The sequence below is a fragment of the uncultured Veillonella sp. genome (genome assembly GCF_963522475.1).
Taxonomy (GTDB): Bacteria; Bacillota; Negativicutes; order Veillonellales; family Veillonellaceae; genus Veillonella.
The window spans coordinates 212,059-233,006 of record NZ_CAUQYW010000001.1; the positions used below are offsets into that span (position 1 = coordinate 212,059).

The 20,948-nt window shown below is 39.5% G+C and carries 21 protein-coding genes and 1 tRNA gene; 1 reads left to right on the top strand and 21 read right to left on the bottom strand.

All coding sequences use genetic code 11. The annotated features are described in order from the left end of the window. Positions 1-100: 100 nt before the first annotated feature. The 13 genes from fusA to queF all read right to left on the bottom strand — a co-directional run bounded on the left by fusA (position 101) and on the right by queF (position 12,309). Complete coding sequence (gene fusA, locus RWP19_RS00955; RefSeq protein WP_295275256.1) at positions 101-2,167, bottom strand: elongation factor G; 2,067 nt, start codon at positions 2,165-2,167, stop codon at positions 101-103. A 120-nt stretch (positions 2,168-2,287) separates the two neighbouring features. Further along, positions 2,288-2,953, bottom strand: coding sequence for a hypothetical protein (locus RWP19_RS00960; protein WP_314356109.1), 666 nt, complete (start codon positions 2,951-2,953; stop codon positions 2,288-2,290). Between the two features lie 361 nt (positions 2,954-3,314). Further along, on the bottom strand, positions 3,315-4,433 hold the full coding sequence (gene hydE, locus RWP19_RS00965; protein ID WP_314356110.1) for a [FeFe] hydrogenase H-cluster radical SAM maturase HydE: 1,119 nt from the start codon (positions 4,431-4,433) through the stop codon (positions 3,315-3,317). A gap of 4 nt (positions 4,434-4,437) precedes the next feature. Next, positions 4,438-5,184 carry a YaaA family protein gene (locus RWP19_RS00970; RefSeq protein WP_314356112.1) on the bottom strand — a complete coding sequence of 249 codons (747 nt, stop codon included), beginning with the start codon at positions 5,182-5,184 and terminating at the stop codon, positions 4,438-4,440. Next, entirely contained in the window at positions 5,162-5,764 is a 603-nt protein-coding gene (locus RWP19_RS00975; RefSeq protein WP_295275245.1) for a hypothetical protein, read from the bottom strand. Before RWP19_RS00975 ends, RWP19_RS00970 begins: the two co-directional genes overlap by 23 nt. Positions 5,765-6,032: 268 nt before the next feature. Continuing rightward, positions 6,033-7,295, bottom strand: coding sequence for an Nramp family divalent metal transporter (locus RWP19_RS00980; RefSeq protein WP_314356113.1), 1,263 nt, complete (start codon positions 7,293-7,295; stop codon positions 6,033-6,035). 20 nt (positions 7,296-7,315) lie between these two features. Continuing rightward, complete coding sequence (locus RWP19_RS00985) at positions 7,316-8,068, bottom strand: hypothetical protein (protein WP_314356114.1); 753 nt, start codon at positions 8,066-8,068, stop codon at positions 7,316-7,318. A 200-nt stretch (positions 8,069-8,268) separates the two neighbouring features. Continuing rightward, positions 8,269-8,359: transfer RNA gene (locus tag RWP19_RS00990), tRNA-Ser, on the bottom strand. Between the two features lie 50 nt (positions 8,360-8,409). Further along, complete coding sequence (locus RWP19_RS00995) at positions 8,410-8,844, bottom strand: DNA starvation/stationary phase protection protein (protein ID WP_295275521.1); 435 nt, start codon at positions 8,842-8,844, stop codon at positions 8,410-8,412. 268 nt (positions 8,845-9,112) lie between these two features. Then, positions 9,113-9,721 carry a serine O-acetyltransferase EpsC gene (gene epsC, locus RWP19_RS01000; RefSeq protein WP_295275518.1) on the bottom strand — a complete coding sequence of 203 codons (609 nt, stop codon included), beginning with the start codon at positions 9,719-9,721 and terminating at the stop codon, positions 9,113-9,115. A 100-nt stretch (positions 9,722-9,821) separates the two neighbouring features. After that, the gene (gene cysK, locus RWP19_RS01005; protein WP_314356115.1) at positions 9,822-10,736 is read right to left on the bottom strand and encodes a cysteine synthase A; all 915 of its coding nucleotides are present in this window, start codon (positions 10,734-10,736) and stop codon (positions 9,822-9,824) included. Positions 10,737-10,949: 213 nt separating this feature from the next. Continuing rightward, positions 10,950-11,762 carry a hypothetical protein gene (locus tag RWP19_RS01010; RefSeq protein WP_314356116.1) on the bottom strand — a complete coding sequence of 271 codons (813 nt, stop codon included), beginning with the start codon at positions 11,760-11,762 and terminating at the stop codon, positions 10,950-10,952. A 49-nt stretch (positions 11,763-11,811) separates the two neighbouring features. Further along, positions 11,812-12,309 carry a preQ(1) synthase gene (gene queF / locus RWP19_RS01015; RefSeq protein WP_314356117.1) on the bottom strand — a complete coding sequence of 166 codons (498 nt, stop codon included), beginning with the start codon at positions 12,307-12,309 and terminating at the stop codon, positions 11,812-11,814. 238 nt (positions 12,310-12,547) lie between these two features. Here queF and RWP19_RS01020 point away from each other — a divergent pair, with 238 nt between their 5' ends. Then, positions 12,548-13,294: a stalk domain-containing protein gene (locus RWP19_RS01020; RefSeq protein ID WP_314356118.1), complete on the top strand. Its 747-nt coding sequence runs from the start codon at positions 12,548-12,550 to the stop codon at positions 13,292-13,294. A gap of 255 nt (positions 13,295-13,549) precedes the next feature. Here RWP19_RS01020 and RWP19_RS01025 read toward each other — a convergent pair whose 3' ends face one another. The 8 genes from RWP19_RS01025 to hisF all read right to left on the bottom strand — a co-directional run bounded on the left by RWP19_RS01025 (position 13,550) and on the right by hisF (position 20,888). Next, positions 13,550-13,912 carry a P-II family nitrogen regulator gene (locus tag RWP19_RS01025; protein WP_295208919.1) on the bottom strand — a complete coding sequence of 121 codons (363 nt, stop codon included), beginning with the start codon at positions 13,910-13,912 and terminating at the stop codon, positions 13,550-13,552. Between the two features lie 85 nt (positions 13,913-13,997). After that, on the bottom strand, positions 13,998-15,275 hold the full coding sequence (locus RWP19_RS01030; RefSeq protein WP_314356120.1) for an ammonium transporter: 1,278 nt from the start codon (positions 15,273-15,275) through the stop codon (positions 13,998-14,000). A 258-nt stretch (positions 15,276-15,533) separates the two neighbouring features. After that, positions 15,534-17,366 (bottom strand): carbon starvation protein A, encoded by a 1,833-nt coding sequence (locus RWP19_RS01035; protein WP_314356121.1) that lies wholly within the window; start codon positions 17,364-17,366, stop codon positions 15,534-15,536. A gap of 201 nt (positions 17,367-17,567) precedes the next feature. Next, on the bottom strand, positions 17,568-18,179 hold the full coding sequence (hisH, locus tag RWP19_RS01040) for an imidazole glycerol phosphate synthase subunit HisH (protein WP_314356122.1): 612 nt from the start codon (positions 18,177-18,179) through the stop codon (positions 17,568-17,570). Continuing rightward, on the bottom strand, positions 18,176-19,267 hold the full coding sequence (gene hisC / locus RWP19_RS01045; RefSeq protein WP_314356123.1) for a histidinol-phosphate transaminase: 1,092 nt from the start codon (positions 19,265-19,267) through the stop codon (positions 18,176-18,178). Before hisC ends, hisH begins: the two co-directional genes overlap by 4 nt. Before the next feature lie 36 nt (positions 19,268-19,303). Continuing rightward, positions 19,304-19,630: a phosphoribosyl-ATP diphosphatase gene (gene hisE / locus RWP19_RS01050; protein WP_012863732.1), complete on the bottom strand. Its 327-nt coding sequence runs from the start codon at positions 19,628-19,630 to the stop codon at positions 19,304-19,306. Positions 19,631-19,678: 48 nt separating this feature from the next. Beyond that, positions 19,679-19,993, bottom strand: coding sequence for a phosphoribosyl-AMP cyclohydrolase (gene hisI / locus RWP19_RS01055; protein WP_314356124.1), 315 nt, complete (start codon positions 19,991-19,993; stop codon positions 19,679-19,681). A gap of 136 nt (positions 19,994-20,129) precedes the next feature. After that, entirely contained in the window at positions 20,130-20,888 is a 759-nt protein-coding gene (hisF, locus tag RWP19_RS01060; RefSeq protein ID WP_314356125.1) for an imidazole glycerol phosphate synthase subunit HisF, read from the bottom strand. Positions 20,889-20,948 lie beyond the last annotated feature (60 nt).

The following is a 20,948-nucleotide window of genomic DNA, read 5'->3' on the forward strand; positions in this document are numbered from 1 at the left end:
AATGTATATCTTGAAAGTGCATGCCTTAAAAGTACATACACAGTAAAAGTCCTCCATATGCTACATATATGGAGGACTCGTACATGGACCTAGATTTACTTTATTCTTGAGTTTTACGAGCAGAGATAATTTCTTCCGCTTGTTTATGTGGAACCTCTTCATAAGTATAGAACTGACGGTTAAATACGCCTTGTCCTTGAGTGATGGAGCGTAATGCAGTCACATAATCAGCCATTTCAGCCAATGGTACTTGAGCTTTAACAACAGAAATACCAGTTCTTTCACTTTGTTCCATGCCTAATACACGACCTCGACGACTATTTAAATCACCCATGATATCACCCATGAAAGCATCTGGTGCAAACACGTTAACCTCATAGATTGGTTCTAATAGGACTGGTTTCGCCTTAGGAATTACATCCTTGATAGCCTGTGACGTAGCTACTTTGAATGCTAACTCTGAGGAATCTACGCTATGGTACGATCCATCCAAGAGTGTCACTTGCACGCCGATCATAGGATATCCTGCAATTAAGCCTTTTTCTAGGGTTTCTTTGGCACCCTTTTCCACTGCTGGTATGTATTGTTTAGGTACAGCACCACCAAAAATTTTATCTACAAACGCAAATTCAGTACCATCATATAATGGGTCCACTTGAATCTTAACGTGACCATATTGACCATGACCGCCACTTTGTTTCTTATATTTAGACTCGGTTTCAGCGGAGCCTTTAATGGTTTCGCGGTATGGAATGTATGGGGTCACGAGTTTAGCTTGTACGCCATATTTACGATCCATTTTGTTGAGGATATGCTCGAGATGAACCTCGCCCATACAATCGATTTGTAGTTGACGGGCCTCAGCATTTTTCACCACTACACAAGTAGGATCTTCTTCTGCGACTTTTAGAACAGCACCTGCTAATTTTTCTTCCTCACCTTTTTTCACAGGTTCCAATGCCACTGTGTATAGAGGTTGAGGGAAACGAATAGCATCGTATGTTACTTTAAAGTCAGGAGCTGTTAAAGTGTCGCCAGTTTTAGCATTAGCCAATTTCGGTATCACTACGATATCGCCAGCTTTAGCTGAGGATACAGGGATTTGTTGCTTCCCAATAAGGGTAACCATCTTGCCCCATTTTTCTTCTACACCTTGGTTTACATCATAAAGGCGATCGCCTTCTTTAAGTTCACCAGAGAAGATACGTACAAAGCTTTGTTTGCCTGCGAATGGGTCTAACAATGTTTTAAATACGAATGCAGTTAAAGGTTTATCTACATGTACTACACATTGTTCGCCGGTTTCCGCATCAATTGCGGTCATCACTTTTTTAGTTGCATCCGGCATGTAACGAATCATACGATCCAATACTTGATCTAAGCCAATACGAGATGTGGCACTACCACACATGATTGGGCACACACGGCCACTAATCATCCCTTCACGCAAGCCTTGGCGAATTTCCTCTAGGGATAATTCTTCGCCTTCTAAATATTTTTCCAACAATTCATCGCTACCTTCAGCTGCGGCTTCTACGGTTAATTCCCGAATTTCTTGAGCCTTTTCGATAAGGTGAGCTGGTACAGCGATTTCTGTTGGTTGGCCGTCCTTGTAAGTAAACGCAGTCATTTTTGCTACGTCTACGACGCCTTCAAAATTGGCGCCTTCACCGATAGGAATCTGCAATGGCATAATGCCTTTGCCAAATAATTCCCGCATTCTTTCAATAGTACCGAAGAAATCGGCACCATCCACATCCATTTTATTGATAAATGCCATACGTGGCATTTGTAATTCAACTGCATAATCCCATGCGCGAACTGTGTCAGTTTCTACACCAGATGTAGCGGATAGTACCATCAACATACCATCACAGGCACGCAAAGCGGCACGAACTTCGCCATGGAATTCGTTATAGCCTGGAGTATCTACGAAGTTAACCTTATGGTCATGCCATTCACATGGAGCCATGCCCAATTGGATTGTTACGTTACGTTTAATTTCTTCAGGTTCAAAGTCCATAATATGTTTATTATCTTGACCTTTACCTACGGAATCAATCGCACCAGAGGTTAACAACAAAGATTCGACAAGAGCTGTTTTACCCGCACCATCGTGGGAAACAACAGCAACGTTTCTAATTTTATCACTACTGTACTCTTTCATCGGAATCGCCTCCTTTATGGCAAATTACGCATTTGCTAATACATTTCGACACTATACTATAAAAGTCCTCTTTTCCCGAAAAAATTTATCGAAAAAAGAGGACTCTATATAAATATTAAGTTATCTGCCCACCATGGAAACACAGCCACCTAGAAGTGCCATAAAGAGGACCCAAATAATAACAAAGACGACAGATGTTAATATAGCTGCAATGAATACTTTCATCTTGGTAAGCATCACTTGCCTTGCCATAAGTTCTAAAGATACCCAAATAGATATGATGAACAAAGCTATGGTTCCTATAAAATACATAACCCCAGCAATGGCACTACTATCAAATACGACCCCTAATAGCCCCATTAAAATAAAGACTATCATATAGCCAATACTGAATAGAAGAACGCCATAACCTTGTAAATACCAACTAACTTTCATTACGGCCTGTACATTATCTGTACCACCTAGCTTGGTAATAATCCAATTATATACATAAGATCCGACAGCAATCATGACAAAGGACCAACCAATACTGATAAGCCAAGCAAAGATAAACATAAAGCTAGCACCAATACCGATTAAATAGGTCAATCCAGTAAATTCATTATGAGGTAGAAATGGTATTAACATCGTCCCGAATAAAGCTAATGCAATATAAGGAATAGCCCATAAAAATACAGTGCCCCAGAATCCTTTTTTCAATGTCCCCGATTGTACAACTTGATCAATACCGCCGCTAAAAGGACTCACAAACAACCGCCAAAAATCCGAATACCATTTTGTCTCCATAATACACCTCTAATAAATGCAAAACCACTAATTATATTTCATTATATACCATTCTACATATACATTAATACTTTCAAGCTCTACTTTTCACTCTTCCCCACAGATTTTAGTATTTCTATGTGTATAATTACCTTAAGTATCTATTAATAAAGCTTTATCTATATAGATGGGACTACAGCGCATATAAAGTTATAAAAAAGACGGTCTGTACTTGTGCAGCGACATCAGGAACGAGGAGTAAGCAAGTATAGACCGCCTTTTTTAATTAAGTTGTCGTTATTGTAATGGGGCCCCATCTATATATGGGTGCGACTAACCTAAAACATATAATAGGATAAATGAATTAGATACACAGAGAAAGCTAAAATTCTCCTGTCCGTTTGCCGTAATGTTTGGAGTCACCATTTTGCTTCCAGCCAACAGTATCTCCAATGGACATTACGCGACGCGTTAAGCAGTCCTTACATTTATCTGCATTGTCATCTACGCAAGGTTTGTTATCGTATAACAAGTATTTCGCACGGTGTTCAGGGATGGTAATGATAGGCATCAAAATATTCGCACCTGCAGCTAGGCCTTTTTCGCGGCCTAGTTTATCTAACGCTTGTAATGCAGTAGTAGCTGCAATATTGACATCTTTCAAGAATAAACGTGTTAAAGCAATCATCTTGAGCCCCAATTGAATACGGCGCAATTTACCAGCTTCATCATCGATGCCCATGGCTAATGCCTCTTGGCCTAATGGCGTATCATGATGTACTACATACGGTCCCATACCGATCATATCAATATCCATATCACGATAGAACAAGATATCATTTACCAGGTCTTCTTCAGTTTGCCCAGGCAGACCAATCATAACACCTGTACCCACTTGAAAACCTACACGGCGCAAACTACGCAAACATTCAACGCGCGTTTCAAAGGAGTGCAATTCATCTTGAGGATGAATTTTATGGTACAGTTCTTTATTCGTTGTTTCAATACGCAATAAATAACGACTTGCACCAGCTTCACGCATGCGGCGGTATGCCTCTTCGCTTTGCTCCCCTACACACATCGTAATGCCAAGGGAACCATCACCAATGGCTTTAATGTCGCGAATGAGGTCTACCACATAATCAACGAAGGCATCATCACAGCGTTCACCAGATTGAAGTGTAATAGAACCATATTCATGATCATAGGCCCACTGCGCCATCTTGATAATATCTTCACGATTCATATCAAAACGTTCCGTCTTATCATTTTCACGACGGATACCACAGTAATTACAGTTTTTGATGCATCGGTTCGAGAACTCGATGAGGCCACGATAATACGCTACAGGCTTTACATATTTCGCCTTCACTTCGTAAGCCTTTTTATATATCAACTGCAACTGTTCTTCATCAGTTACAGACATGAGAAATTTTAGCTCATCCTCTGTTAGCCATTCATCGCCAACGAGGTCTTTCTCGAGAATGTCTTGCACTTGCAAATAATCACTTCCTTTCGTAACGAACCGTCATCGATTGGCTTGGTATGGTAATGGATTCAATATCTGTAATACAAGTGAATCCATTAACTTCACGAGGCAAATCTCGCACATGCTTCACTTGTCGAGTTAAACATTCATGAGCCATCACACCGCGGCTCATTTTAGAAGACGTACTCATCTGTTTAAACGTATCGCCTCGTAATTCCCAAAATTCAATGGTCACTACCTTTGGATGGTTTACCATTTTGGCATATTCTTTAGACGCTAGATTGAGAATCCAATCTTCCTTGTGAAAGTAGGCATCTACCGCTTCACGCCACGTATCATATAAGTTAATGCCTACCTTATCCACCATATCGAGTCGATAGTCTCTAACGCCCATCATAGGCTCTACAACACCGTACAAGGCAGACATCACAACGAGATGGCTTTCACCAAAGGCCTTAGCCTCTTCAGTCAAGTTCGACCAGTTCAAATATTTAAAAGCAATACCATCGTAGCTTTCACAAGCATGCCCAACAGGATGGGACTCAAAATCTTGATAGAAATCAAAGAGCGCTCGGGCCTTATCGTCCTTTAGCTTTAAAGCCTTACCAAGGGCAGCTACATCTAGAGATTGTACATGCTTTACTATCTCTTGTATAATGTGCGGTTGAAATTGACCGTCTCGGACTATAGGATTAACTGCCTCATCGTTGCTAGCAACATTAGTAATTGTTTTTGTCTTACTAGGAGAGAGGACGATTTTCATGAGATAATTCCGCCTTGATAGTTTCCTCTGTCAAATTATCGATCAATTCAGGATTCCATAACATAAGAGGTACTGCCACAACGTGACTAGCTTTCATTTCTTTACATAATTTAATGCATTCTTTAAGGTAGTTGGAGTCTTCGTCCACCAGGTCACATATGATAACAACGTGACGACCTTTTAAATTAACACCTTCATAGTCGATACTTTCAGCAGATACAGTAAGCATACCTGTTTCTAAACGGCCTTCGCTCATATCGTTCAAACGAGACATCAATACATGTTCAAGCATAGTGGATACAGGTGTCACAACGCGACCAATCCCAATAAGTGCTTCTGGTTGAGCATGAACGATAACAGTTTTCTTACGTTTATCTGTTCTAAAATCTATAAGAGCTTTTTCTAAAGCACCAAAAAATACGAATAATTGCCAAGGATCAAAAGAACCTGTTTGGAACATATCAATGACAGAACCATCCTCATCCATATTTAGGCGCGTTAATAATTCCTCTGCAATATCATTTACTACAATACTGAAATCAGATTGCATTGCATCTTGTACTTTTACTTCGTTTGCCATTAGGTCCTCCTAATTTTATCTATTACACTAGTGAGGGAATGTTCCCTACAGATATTATGCTATTCTTAATTGTAACATATTTTATAAACCACATGGGTATTCTAAGATACGCTTTTTACATAATCAATATATATGCCCTAGCATAAAAAAAGACCGCTGACGCGGTCCTTTTTATCATTATTAACTTTAAATATGAGCAATCCATTCAATTACATTACTAAGACTAGCTAATCGGCTAACTGGCCTCTTTCAAGAATGAGCTAATATGTTATGCACCTACATACAGCAAGTAAATATTCATAACTGTTACGATAATGCCAATGCCCCATAATAGTAAATTCGTAAATTTATGGTTCGCATACTGCCCCATTACCTTCCGACTGCTTGTCATATAAAGCTGCAAGAAAATTGTGATAGGCAATTGCAAGCTTAAAAACATTTGAGAAATCAACAACGCTTGGAACGAATCAGTAACAAATACAATCAGCAACAATGCTGGAATGTAGGTTAACGCCAAACCTAAACGCGTATGAAAGTCTTTCATATCGTAAGACTCACCAAACATGCCTGCAAAAATACTCGCCCCTGCCATACCTGCTGTTGCAGATGATGCAAAGCCTGCAAAAAGCAATGCAATAGCAAAGATTGTGCCCGCTGCAGATCCAATAAGAGGTCGTAACAATTCTTCTGCCTGTTCAAGCTCTGTTACCTCAATACCATGAGCAAAGAACACTGCAGCCGCCAATAAAATCATAGCGGAGTTAATCATCCATCCAATCCCCATGGACAATAGAGTATCTAAGAATTCATAACGCAATTGTCGCTTCATGACAGAATGATCTTGCGTATTAAACTGGCGACTTTGGATAATTTCTGAGTGCAAAAACAAGTTATGAGGCATGATAACAGCCCCTAAAATACTCAAAATAACAAGCATAGACTCATTAGGAATCTTAGGATCTACCCAGCCAATACCAGCTGCCACCCAATCTACATTGACTAAATTTACCTCTACAAGATAAGCCAATGCAATAAGGGATACAAAGCCGGCAATAATTCGCTCTAACTTGCGATAGGAATTAGTAATAAGCATAACGGTACAGATAAGAGCCGTTAGAATACTACCTATCAAAATTGGGATACCAAACAACATCTTTAGAGCGATGGCAGCACCAATAAATTCTGCCAGTGCCGTCGCTGCCGCCGCAATGCCTGCCGTACTAAGCACGAATCGAGACACATAACGTGGCAAAAACTCATAGGCACATTCGGATAAGCATTGTCCTCGTACAATGCCTAAATGAGCCACATTATGCTGCAACAAAATAAGCATAATGGTAGATAATGTAACTACCCACAACAACTCATAGCCAAAGCTAGCACCAGCAGCAAGATTTGCTGCCCAGTTGCCAGGATCTATAAAGCCAACGGTTACAATGATACCAGGTCCTATATATTTAAAGACCTCGCTCGCTTGCTGCTTACCGTTTTGATGGACGGTAAATAGCTGTTTCTTAAAAAAATCAATCATTATAACACCTCATTTAAGGGTTATAGAGTGAAACTCATCTCTGTTTGCATACGAGCATCGGTTTTGGATTTACTATCCTTACCACCTGTATAACGGATGCGCACATGATTATTTACTTTAACGCGAGAATCATCAATTTTGAACTTCTTCATCTTTTCTTTGATTTGCTCATCAGTTAAAGCGCGCTCCTCTGGTTTTGCTACCTCATCATTAGCCGTATCTAAAGCCTCTTGTTGAAATTTAGATACTTGGTATGTTTTACCAAATTTCTTAGCCTTTTCAGCAAGCTTTTCGTCTAATTTTTGACGACGGTCTTGAGTGATTTTCTTATCGCGAGCAATCCGATAATCCATCACATCACGCATATTTTCTTGGTAAATACGCAATGCATATTGACGATCATTTTCGTTCATTTGTTCACGTTTTGTTACTACCTCATCAATAAGAGGCATAAGCTCATCTTTTGTATAGCTTGTATTACCATCAAAGACAAAACCATGTGTATCTGTAATAGCACCGTGCTTAATTAGTGTTTGTAACGCTGTATACGTCCAATCACTTGGCGTAATTACACCTGTACTCACATGGTGTTGTACTTTGCTAGAGCTACTAACCGTTTCTACATCAGCACTCACACCATCCATCATAGGACGTGCACTTGGAATAGCAATGCTTTCAGCATGAACGAAACCAACAGAGGCAACGAGACATAATGTACCGATGCCAACAGCGCGACGAAGTAAATGTATGTGACGTGTATATTTTATATTCATAAGAGTCTCCTTAAAATTACATTTGATACAATCTATTATATGAAACCCCTAATCATACGTCAACTCTATAACCTTACACACTATATATCAATATTTACAGGACCTTAGACTCATTTAAGTCCTTACACGTTTAGGTTTATATTCAGTAAATACCACAATAAACAAAAAGACCTCACATCGGATGATGCAAGGTCTCAGCATGGCGGAGGATTAGGGATTCGAACCCTAGCGACGGTAACCCGCCCTAACGATTTAGCAAACCGTCCTCTTCAGCCTCTTGAGTAATCCTCCATGCTTTACTGGGTAATCATATCATACCCAATAAGGCGTTGTCAATTGTATTATTTCAACATAGATTCGATAAACCAGATTTGTTTTACATAGTATGCAATGTGGTCTTCCATCATGTTAGAAAGCAAGAAGTTATCTTCTTCACCTGCTGCTTCACGGATAGCAGCTGCTTGATCTTTCATGTATTTGAAGTCATGAAGAAGGATTTCAATAACTTTATGTTGAGGAACATCTTCTTGGCCTAATTCACCAATCTTAGCCAATTTAGCATATTCAACAGAATTTACTAATGGGAAGTGACCTTGCATTTTCACATGTTCTGCTACTGCATCAAAATATTCAAAAGCTACATCATAAATGGATTCCAAGTATTCATGAATAGATTTGAATTGTGGCCCAGTTACATTGAAATGAAGATTATGTAATTTTACGTTCCATACGGAAAGATCTGCTAAATATTGATTTACTTGTTGTACGTTTTTCATAGTAATACTCCTTTTTATCATTTAATTCTCAATTATAGTTTATTCAAAAAACAGAATAAACCAAGTTGGCGTCTATGCCCTTCAATTTGTTTATTTAATTTGTAATCAATATTGATTACATTAATAATTTTATCAATAATGATTTTCCATGTCAATAATAATAATTGCTTTTTTGAATATTTTATAAAAAAAACTCTAACTACTAGTTCAACTAATAGTTAGAGGTTTTATCACTCTATTATATACAGTTTTATCACATTACATCACATTAAATATAGTATTCTATGTAATCATCAGGAATTTTCTTTTCCTCTGCCTTACCGTTATTAGCTTGACGAGGTTTGCGGACATACATATTTTCTGGATCCGTTTCAAAGATAACCATATCTTTCGGAATATCATGTTTAATAACGAGGTTACAACCGATTTTCGTACGTGCCCCAATGGTAATATCACCTAAAATTTTTGTACCTGTACCGATGAGTACTTCGTCTTCGATGGTTGGATGGCGTTTTACCTTTTTAGAGGACATACCACCTAACGTCACTTGGTGGAACAAGGTTACATTATCCCCTACGATTGCCGTTTCACCGATAACGACGCCCATACCATGGTCGATAAATAAACCACGACCGATGGTTGCGCCTGGATGGATTTCAATGCCAGTTACGTGACGAGAGTGAAGTGCTATGCGACGCGCCAATGTTGGCCACCCCGACTTGTAGAGGCGATGCGCAAAGAAATGCCAAAACAGGGCCGTAATATGCGGATACGTCCAGATAACCATCCACACATTTGTGGCAGCAGGGTCAGAATCCATTACGCGTTTAATATTATATTGAATTTTGCCCCATAATTCGCGTAAACCTTGTATCATAGCGACTCCATCTCAAATAACTCTACTCATATAATATATAGTATACAACATATGTGGTATGTATTCCTATACATAAGATGTTTTATCTATGCGAAATTCGTTACTTTACATATTCAGTATTGCCGAAGTCCAAGAGGGATAAATATTTTTCTACCCCATCTGGTGCAATAACTACGATATTCGCCTTTGGTTCTTCTCGAGCAATACGCTTTGCAGCTACGATGGCGGCCCCTGCAGAAAGACCAATAGAAACACCACTTTCACGCATAAAGGTTTGCACCTCACTAAAAGCCTCTTCATCGCTTACAGCCTGTACGCCATCCATCAAACTTTGATCAAAATTTTCTGGAATAAAGCCAGCCCCAATACCTTGAATTTTATGAGGGCCACCCTTACCTTCCGTAATGACTGGAGAACCAGTCGGCTCAACAGCGATCGCCTTTAGGTTAGAATTATGCTCTTTCAAACGTTTTACAACACCTGTGAAAGTCCCACCAGTACCAATACCAGCTATAAAAATATCTACATTTGGTACTTGTTCTACAATTTCAGCACCAGTTGTACGATAATGCATATCTGGGTTTGCCGGATTTACGAATTGTCCCAAAGTGAAAGCATTTGGATATTTATCTAAAATTTCATCTGCTCGTTCAAGGGCTCCTCTCATTCCAGTTTCTTTCGGAGTTAAAATGAGCTGTGCCCCATAAGCCTTAATAAGCTCACGACGTTCTTTACTCATACTTTCAGGCATAATAATAACTGTTTTAATATGCAAGATAGCGCCTACCATGGCAAGAGCAATACCTGTATTGCCACTTGTAGCCTCTACGATAATACTATCCTCATGAAGGCGACCTTTTTCCTTAGCATCTTGCAACATGCCAAGTACAGCACGGTCTTTCACGGAACCACCTACATTATATTTTTCGAGCTTTACATAAATATTAGTATTGGGTAATTGATATACCGGAGTCTTACCAATCAGTTCAGTTGTTTGATTTGTGACTATGCTCATCTGATCCTCCTTTAGGCGATAGATGATAAAAATCGTCCTTAGGAACCTCCCAAGGACGATATAAAATTCACCTTGTTATTCTCTATACACTGGATATAACCATTTGTGTATTCTCATAAATACAATCATACTCTATCACCTGCATCTATGCATTGTCAAGAGAATGAGAACCGCTTTTAAAACCCTAAATATACAGGAAATAACTAGGTTTATCTATAGGTTTGTCAGTATGTCTACTACCGTATCCCATGTAACAGGCACCATAATGATAGCTAGCGCGAGTCCAATAAAGATGACCGCCCCTAGCATAACGCTAAGACGTGGAATGATGGCTATAACAACGCTATTCGCCACATTATAGGCCTTTTCTATATCATAATGCAGTGCTACATGCCCCCATAGAAATCCAGCGATGAGATATGTCGCTACATAAGGATCTAATATGATATACGTTGATGCCATCGATTCATCATGCATGATTCGATTGATTACTGGTGAAAGCAGCACATTAGCGAATATAGCTATAAGCTTAAACCACATAAGACATATAATATACGGCCACACGGTTCTCATAGTCATCCGTATCATGTAAATCAACCCTACAAGAGCTAAACCCAACCCACCCTTTTCACGGGCCATGTACTGCTCCATCCAGGAAGGTTGTTCTTTGCCTTGATGTAGTTGGTCATAATGAAACGATAGATTTCTTTCACCATGAGCCAAATCGACGATGCCTAACACTTGTAGCAACACTAGAACAAAAACAACAACAACTCCTATTTGGAAGCTTTCACTAAAGAATATAACCATCGGATCAACTGTCAGCTCATGTAGAGCAGATAGATTGCCATACACATCATTAAATCCAGCATATAGGCCATTTGTTATGAGTACATCTACGATAAATAGAGTCAACATGAAAATAAGATACCCATTCCACCGAGTCCATCGACTGAGATGTGATAACTTCGTATGCTCCCCTACGATTATGGATGCAGGGTGAATAGACAAGATCACACCAATCATAAAAAACATTATGAACGATGTGCCCATTGTTATATATTCATATACCATATTAACGGTATGTTACGCGTTCAGGCTGCATGTCGTGGAAATGAAGGCGCTCTTTTGCAGTCTTTTCCCACTCTGTACCAGGCTTGCCGTAGTTTGCGTATGGATCGATGGACAAACCACCGCGTGGCGTAAACTTCCCCCATACCTCGATGTACTTAGGATCCATCAACTTGATGAGGTCTTTCATGATAATGTTGATGCAGTCCTCGTGAAAGTCCCCGTGATTACGGAAACTAAATAGATATAATTTCAAAGACTTGGACTCTACCATTTTCTTATCTGGTACATAAGAAATGTAGATGGTCGCAAAGTCTGGTTGACCTGTCATAGGGCACAAGCTGGTGAACTCAGGACAGTTAAATTTAACGAAATAATCATTATCAGGGTGTTTGTTATCAAACGCCTCTAACACCTGTGGTGCATAATCAGTAGGGTAATCGGTCTTGTGACCTAACATCGTTACCCCTTGTAACTCTTTTTCAGATCTGCCGGATGCCATAAAGAACCTCTTTCTATACATTCTATAACTCTATAATTAAGATATATTAAATAATTCATGTAACACTTAATTATAGCATATAAAAGAATACACTACTTATAGAGATAAACGAAGTCCAATTCAATTATATTACGCCCATATATAGATTGTGTAAAATTAAAATTTATAATAAAATATTCATATACATTTGGTAACGTTAATACATTCAGAATGATATAACACCTTATGGAGGTCACTTATGAAATTAAAACAGCTTATTTTATCTAGCATTGCTGTAGGTGCACTAGCTTTCACATTTGGCACAGTACAACCTGCACAGGCGGCTATTGGCATGGAGAATCCTGGTCCAGCTATGAACCTTGAAAAACCAGCATCTGTTACGACTGCTCATCACATTAATGTAGATGGCAAGGTTGTAGAGCCTATTAATGGCCAACAAAATGTAATCTATGTAGACGGTCAACCACTCGTAGCATTGCGCCAAGTATCTGAAGCATTAGGCTATAAGGTGGCATGGGACGAGCCTACTAAAACAGCATTAGTAGATATGAATATCGCTACATTAGCTATCCAACCTGATTCTGCAGAGGTAGTGCGCCATGGCAAATTAAAGATTATTAACCTTGATACTTCTGAAACCTTCTTACCTACAGCACGCAAAGTTGATGGTACGATCTTTGTAAAACCACAAGTATTCAAATTATTATTGAACGATGTAAAAATTACAAAGGATGAAATCTTCATCGCCCCTCAACGTGCACAATTAGCATCTACTACAGATACTAAAGTAGCTCATAAGAATGAACTCAATACATTCTTACCACCATCTCAAGAGGATGTGAAGAAAAAAGAAGATTCTAAAGCTACAGAAAAACCTCTTATTAAAATCAAAAAATCGTTAGCTAAAGATACTGTCACAACAGACGATCAAACTACATCTACAGATGTATCTGAATACCAACGTGCTAATGGATTAGATCGATAAATAAATCTATTAGATTGTAAACAAATCTATTAAGGCTTTAACGTAATCTAGACATATAAAAAGGTCCCATAAAGGGACCTTTTTATGTTATATGATCAAATCTAGTTATAGCTAAATTTAGTTATAATCCAATCCATATTCTCATCAATCTCATCAAAGGACTCATCATAGAGGATAAAATTACTTTCCCCACACCTCCATATCTCGATACATTTATAATTTTATTTTAATGGGCCCCAAAACAGAACTCAATGTTTATGCTTCGTCGTCAGTTACGGCCTTAGTGCCTCTTGTACCTGTCCGTATACGCATAGCGTCTTCTACATCGTATACAAAGATTTTACCATCCCCTACTTCACCAGTTTGTAATGTATTTCGAGCTGTATCCATTACAAGGTCAACAGGCACATCACACACAACGGTTTCCACTTTTACCATAGGAATGAGGTTCACATCATATTGTTGACCCCGATATACTTCAGTATGCCCCTTTTGTAAACCACAGCCAAAGACTTGTGACACTGTCATGCCTTGAACACCAATCCGATTTAAAGCATCTTTTAAATCCTCTAATTGCTCAGCACGAGCGATTATATCTACCTTTTTCATTCGTTTCATATATTTATCTCCTAGGCAGTACCAAATACAAGTAATCATTATACAACTTAACTTTCAGTTTCGCGTACTATTTATCAGTCACAAATCATAACAAAGACGTTTGATTAGACGAAATAAATCGACCAGAGCTTTTAAATTCAGATTGATTATAAGCACCTTCTCCATGTTCACTAATATCGATACCTAGTGACTCAGAGCCAATGCTAACACGCATATCCATGAAAGCGCTGACGATTTTAAATAGTATAAATGTACCTACAATGGCAAACACATACGCAATAACCAGTGAAAGTAATTGAGGGCCTAACAAGGAGCCGCCATAGAATAGCCCATTCGCCCCATCAGGATTAATAGTTGTAGTAGCCCATAAACCTGTAGCAATGGCGCCCCACGTACCACCTACACCATGAATACCGAATGCATCAAGAGAATCATCATAGCCAAGGCGGTTTTTAATGATCGCTACCGCTAGATAACATACAACTGCGCCTATAAAGCCAATAATAATAGCCGCCATAGGTGTTACAAAACCTGCAGCTGGTGTAATGGCGACTAGCCCAGATACACCACCAGAGGCAGCCCCTAACACAGTAGGTTTACCACGATGCAACATTTCTGCTAACACCCATCCTACAATACCGACAGCTGCAGAAATTTGCGTAGTTAACACTGCATTAGCTGCAAGGAAGCCTACACCAAGAGCAGATCCTGCATTAAAGCCAAACCAGCCAAACCATAGAATAGCGGCTCCAAGGATTGTCATCGGCAAATGATGAGGTAGCATAGGCATGCGTCCATAGCCTCGGCGACGACCTAGCAACATACATAAAGTCAATCCAGACACACCGGACAACACGTGAATCACAAGTCCACCTGCGAAGTCTAATGCGCCTAAATCACTAAGGAATCCACCACCCCAAATCCAATGAGCCATCGGATTATATATAAAAATAGACCATAATAAGGCGAATATTACAAACGGTGAAAAACGCATTCGCCCAGTAATAGATCCACTCATGATAGCTGGTGTAATAACAGCAAACATACATTGAAAGGCTACAAAAGCAAGCTCCGGAATATGTGTATTAATTAGCACTGTTGTCTCTGCACCACCAAGACCAAACTTGCTAAAATCACCGATGATACCATATATATCATCACCAAAAATCAAAGTATATCCTAACAAAATAAACTCAACAGAAATGACACCAATCAAAAAGAAGCTCTGCATGATCGTACCTAGCACATTTTTACTACGCGCCATTCCACCATAAAACAACGCTAAACCAGGTGTCATAAAGAATACTAATGCAGTACACAACAATACCCATGCTGTGTTACCGGTATCAATCATATTGACCATAAGAAACTCCTTTCCATGCAAAAAACGCCTTGCTTACAGAAAGTCTGCATGCAAGGCGCCGTTACCTAACTATTTTATTGTAGAAATGTAATATACATCACTACATACATCGTATATTACATTTCTATTCATGTCAATAAATTCTATAGAATTTTAAGTATTATAATTCAATAAATTTTTATACAACACACTAATTATCGTTAAAATAAAAGAGCACTCATAATAAGTGCTCTTTTAGATATTGAATGCAACAAGCTATTATGCTTTTGCTTCTTTACCGTATTTTACAAGGCTTTCAGCTTCAATTTCAGTTTGTGTACGGTAATCTTGAGGAATATTGGACAAGCGAATCCAGCTGCGTACAGCTTCTACCAATACGATAAGGATCATGAGGAACATAGCAGCACTAAATGCTACTAAAGTCCATTTACCAGCAGGAATATAGCTATAGAATACGTTTTCATAGTCTGCCGCAATAGCAACGATAGCCATTACTATACAAGGAACCCCTGTTACCCATGCATAACGTTTGTGGCCAAGTCGCATAATAACTGTAGTACCTACAGCCAATGTCATAGTACCTAATAATTGGTTAGATACGCCGAATAGAGGCCAGATAATACCGATGTTACCTTGTAGAACTAGATAGCCCCACAATACACATATTAAAGCTGCACAACCATATACACCTGGAAGCCAATGTTGGTCATTAAATTTAGGATGGAAATGACCTAATAATTCTTGAAGTAAATAACGACCTACGCGAGTGCCAGCATCGATTAACGTCATGATGAACAACGCTTCGAACATGATACAGAAATGATACCAATAGCCCATCAAATGATCCATGTTAGGTAATTTGGAGAAGATATGTGCCATACCTACGGCAAGAGATACAGCGCCACCAGGACGATGCATTAAATCTTCGCCAACCATAGCAGATAAAGCTGGTAATTCGTGAACTTGAAGGCCTAATGCTTTGAATGTATCAACAGTAGAGTTGATAGCAAAGTAATCATCAGGATGCAATGCAGTTGCGGCAATCAATGCCATCATAGCAATGAAACCTTCTGTTAACATAGCGCCATAACCGATAGGCAAGATTTCTTTTTCATTAGTCAACATTTTAGGTGTTGTACCTGTAGCAATAACAGTATGGAAACCAGATAACGCACCACATGCGATAGTAATAAAGATATAAGGGAATACAGAACCTTTCAATACAGGACCGCCACCCCAAAGGTAAGGAGTAACAGCTGGCATTTGAATTTCAGGCATTACGATGATAATACCAAGAGCCAATGCGCCGATCGTACCGATTTTAAGGTATGTGGACAAGTAGTCACGAGGAGCAAGCAATAACCATACTGGCAATGCTGCTGCAAAGAAACCATATACTGCAAGCATGATTTCAATGGTTTGCAAGTCATATGTGAACCAAGAAGCATATTCGCTAGCTGCTACATTTGGACCATAGATAATAGCTGCGAAGATTAATGCTACACCAATAACAGTTGCCTCTTGAATTTTACCAGGACGCAACCATTTCAAATAAATACCAATAAAAATAGCGATTGGAATTGTAGCAAATACGGAGAAGAAACCCCATGGAGAGTTATGCAATGCATTAGCTACTACTACGGCCATACCAGCAAGGGTGATGATCAATAGGAACAATGTAGCAAGCATAGCACCGAAACCAGCGAATTTACTGATTTCTTCGCGCGCAATATCCGCGATAGATTTACCATCATAGCGAACGGATGCAAATAAGATAACCATGTCATGTACAGCGCCAGCTAATACGGAACCGATAAGGATCCATAATGCACCAGGCAAATACCCGAACTGGGCTGCGATAACAGGACCTACAAGAGGGCCTGCACCAGCAATCGCTGCAAAGTGATGACCAAATGTTACCCATTTGTTTGTTGGCACGTAATCGTGACCATCATTGTGGACCATAGCCGGCGTTGGACGATACTGATCAAGTGTCAGCACCTTGGCCGCTATGAAAGCCCCATAAAAGCGGTACGCTAAAATTAGAATACACGCGGAGGCTATAACTAAGTAAATACCATTCATAACCATATAAACACCTCCAATTGTCTTGTGTGACATGGTGTTATATAAAAATATCTGATAAATCTTTTGGACATCCATGCCACATTGGCTCTCAAAACTTTTAGTACTTACAATAATATTGTATATCTAAACATAGAAGTGTCAATTATCGATTTCTCATTTTGAATGTACATTATGAGCTAAAAGCATAGATAATCTATATTGATACTAATTACCAGCAGTAATCCTTCCAAAAGTACGTAATAAATCGAGCCCTACTGAGCCACTTTTTTCTGGATGAAACTGCATTCCAAAAACCTTACCATATTCCACTATCCCAGGCACATCAATACCATAATCAGCGGTAGACGTAATATATTGTGGATCTGTATCTACATAATAAGAGTGAACAAAATATGTATATTTTCCTTCAATATGACTAAAAGTACTATCTGGATTACGTACTATATTTTTATTCCACCCCATGTGAGGTACACGCAAGCCAAGATTGTGAGGAATAGCTTTTACAGTACCAGGAATGATACCTAAGCCTGGTGTTGGGCCATATTCCTCAGACTCATCAAATAATAGTTGCATCCCTAAGCAAATACCTAATAATGGTATCTCCCGGCGAACTACCTCATGAATTATATCAACCAAACCACGATCTTTTAAAACGGCTACAGCCGATGCATATGCCCCTACACCAGGCAATATAACGCCATCAGAATGTAATATCGTATCAGCATCAGATGTTAGCACCGCATCAAGACCAATATAAGCCAATGCTTTCTGCACATTAAAGGTATTTCCTGCGTCATAATCGATTATAGCAATCATGATGCGCTCCTTTCACCAATATATTTTATAAGAACACTACGCATAACATCCCCATCTTGCGACATAGGAATAGTCAACCGCAACCAATTTTCACGCTGACCACGACGTACTTGATAACCTTCTTTGAGCCATGCATCGGCTAACCCCTCCGCATCAGGTACTGCAAAGAAGATAAAGTTCGCTTCGCTCTTATAGTAGTGAATTCCTAATTCATCAAATAGAGTTTCCCATTTTGCTCGTTCCTCTGCATTTTGAGATACCGTTCTTGCTAAAAACTCTTGATCTTCAAAAGCTGCCTCTGCGGCCACTTGCGATAAAGTATTGAGATTGTAAGGCAAACGGATAGTTTGCATGTAATTAGCCAACTTTACAGGCGTCATCATATAGCCTACACGGTAATTAGCGAGGCCATACGACTTGGAGAAGGTCCTCATAATAGCAACATTAGGGAATTCATCTAATAAAGCTCGCACTGTTGGGACCGTTACAGAGGTAACAAAGTCAATATAGGCCTCGTCTACTATAACTAAAGTTTCCTTTGGTACAGCAGCTACGAATTTACGAATATCTTCAACAGACTCATAGGTGCCTGTTGGATTATTAGGATTACAAATCCATACGAGGCGTGTTGTCTCATCTATAGCTTTTAACAATGCAGCGAAATCATAGTGACCTGTTGCAAAATCAGCTGGAACCTCGCGAATTTCAGCACCTTCCACAAGGCCGTTCAATGCATATTCTGAGAAGGCTGGCACACTAACCACAATGGAATCCCCAACGTTAATCAATGTCTTATTGACCATTGCAATGACTTCATCAAGGCCTACACCAATGACGAGTTGTTCTGGTTGTACCTTCCAATACTTCGCCAATTTCAAACGCAAATCAGTGGCATTCCCATCAGGATAATAGTTAGCATCATTATGTGTTACATAACTAAGAATAGCCTCACGCACCAACGGAGATGTACCGTATGGATTTTCGTTGGCAGACAGACGCACCAAGCGGTCCACACCGAGGCGTTCCTTTACTGCTGCAGCAGGTTCCTCAGGTATATAAGGTTTCAATGTGCGAATTATCTCTTTCATAAGCTATCCTTTCTAACTATTTTCTTAAAATGTATATTATAAATTTGTAATTTCTGGGCGATCTGTAGTCTTACTTACTACGCCTTCACGGCTAGCAAGCTCTGCCTCAATGGCTTCGTAAGGGATGTTTTTCTCCACTAATAATACGAGCAAGTGATACAACACATCTGCTGTTTCGTATATCAATTCTTGAGGGTCCTCATTCTTTGCAGCGATAACAACTTCAGTAGCCTCTTCTCCTACCTTTTTCAAGATTTTATCGAGCCCTTTATCAAATAAGTAGTTCGTATAAGAACCTTCCTTTGGCTGTGCCTTGCGGTTCTTAATAATTTCGTATAATTCGTTCAATGTTTGCTGTGCCATATATAACTCCATTATGTCTCTAATAATTTATATCCTATTGTGCTTATCTTATGCTTCTACATCATTAAAGAAACAGCTTGTACGCCCCGTGTGACATGCAGGGCCTTCCGGCTTCACTTGAATGAGCAAGGTATCGCCATCGCAATCGAGGGCCATACTCACCACATGTTGCACATTGCCGCTCGTACCGCCCTTATGCCATAGTTCCTGACGAGAACGAGACCAAAACCACGTTTCCTTTGTCTCTAGTGTTTTGTGAAAGCTTTCTTCGTTCATCCACGCCACCATGAGAACCTCTTTCGTATCTGCATCTTGCACAACGGTTGGCAATAAGCCATTTCCTTTTTCAAAATCAGGTTTCATATATTAATCCTTTATGAAAATAATCGTTTTAAAACTCAGTATTTTATTAGTATCGTTACCATAGTATTTTATGTACTACCTTCAAGTACCTTTAAATACTGTAATTATTTAAAAACGTATATATGAAAGCTACTTTCTATCGTACAGTAATACCGTGAGCTCGTAATTCATCTTTGAGTTCTGGAATTTTAATCTCCCCAAAGTGGAAGATTGATGCCGCTAAGGCACCTGTCACGCCTGTTTCTTCAAAGAGATCTATAAAATCTTGCACAGTACCCGCACCACCAGAGGCGATAATAGGCACATCTACAACGGCTTCAATTGCCTTATATAGTTCAATATCAAAACCAGATTTTGTGCCGTCCTTATCCATGCTCGTTACGAGCAGTTCTCCGGCCCCGCGAGATACGGCTTCCTTAGCCCAATCGAGAGCTTTCCACTCTGTACGTTTACGACCGCCGTGAGTATAGGCATACCATTCACCAGTTTCTTCGTCTGTTTTTACATCGATGGCTACTACCATGCATTGATTGCCAAACTTTTGAGCCCCTTCTGTGATGAGTTCAGGATTAGCAAGGGCTGCAGAGTTCAAGGACACCTTATCGGCACCAGCTTTCAATAAAGCCGTCATATCATCGATACTCTTAATACCGCCACCAACGGTGAGAGGCATAAATACTTGGGATGAAATCTCTTGCACCACATCGCGCATGGTGGTCCGTGCATCAACAGTGGCCGTAATATCTAGAAAGACAAGCTCATCTGCCTGTTGTTGCTCATAGGATGCTGCAATATCTACGGGACTGCCTACATCTACGAGATTAACAAAGTTAACCCCTTTTTTTACGCGCCCATCGTCTACATCTAGGCACGGAATAATCCGTTTCGCTAACATAATTTCCTCTCCATTGAGTGCTACTCAATTTATTTCGTCTGTTTAATTCTATCTGTCATC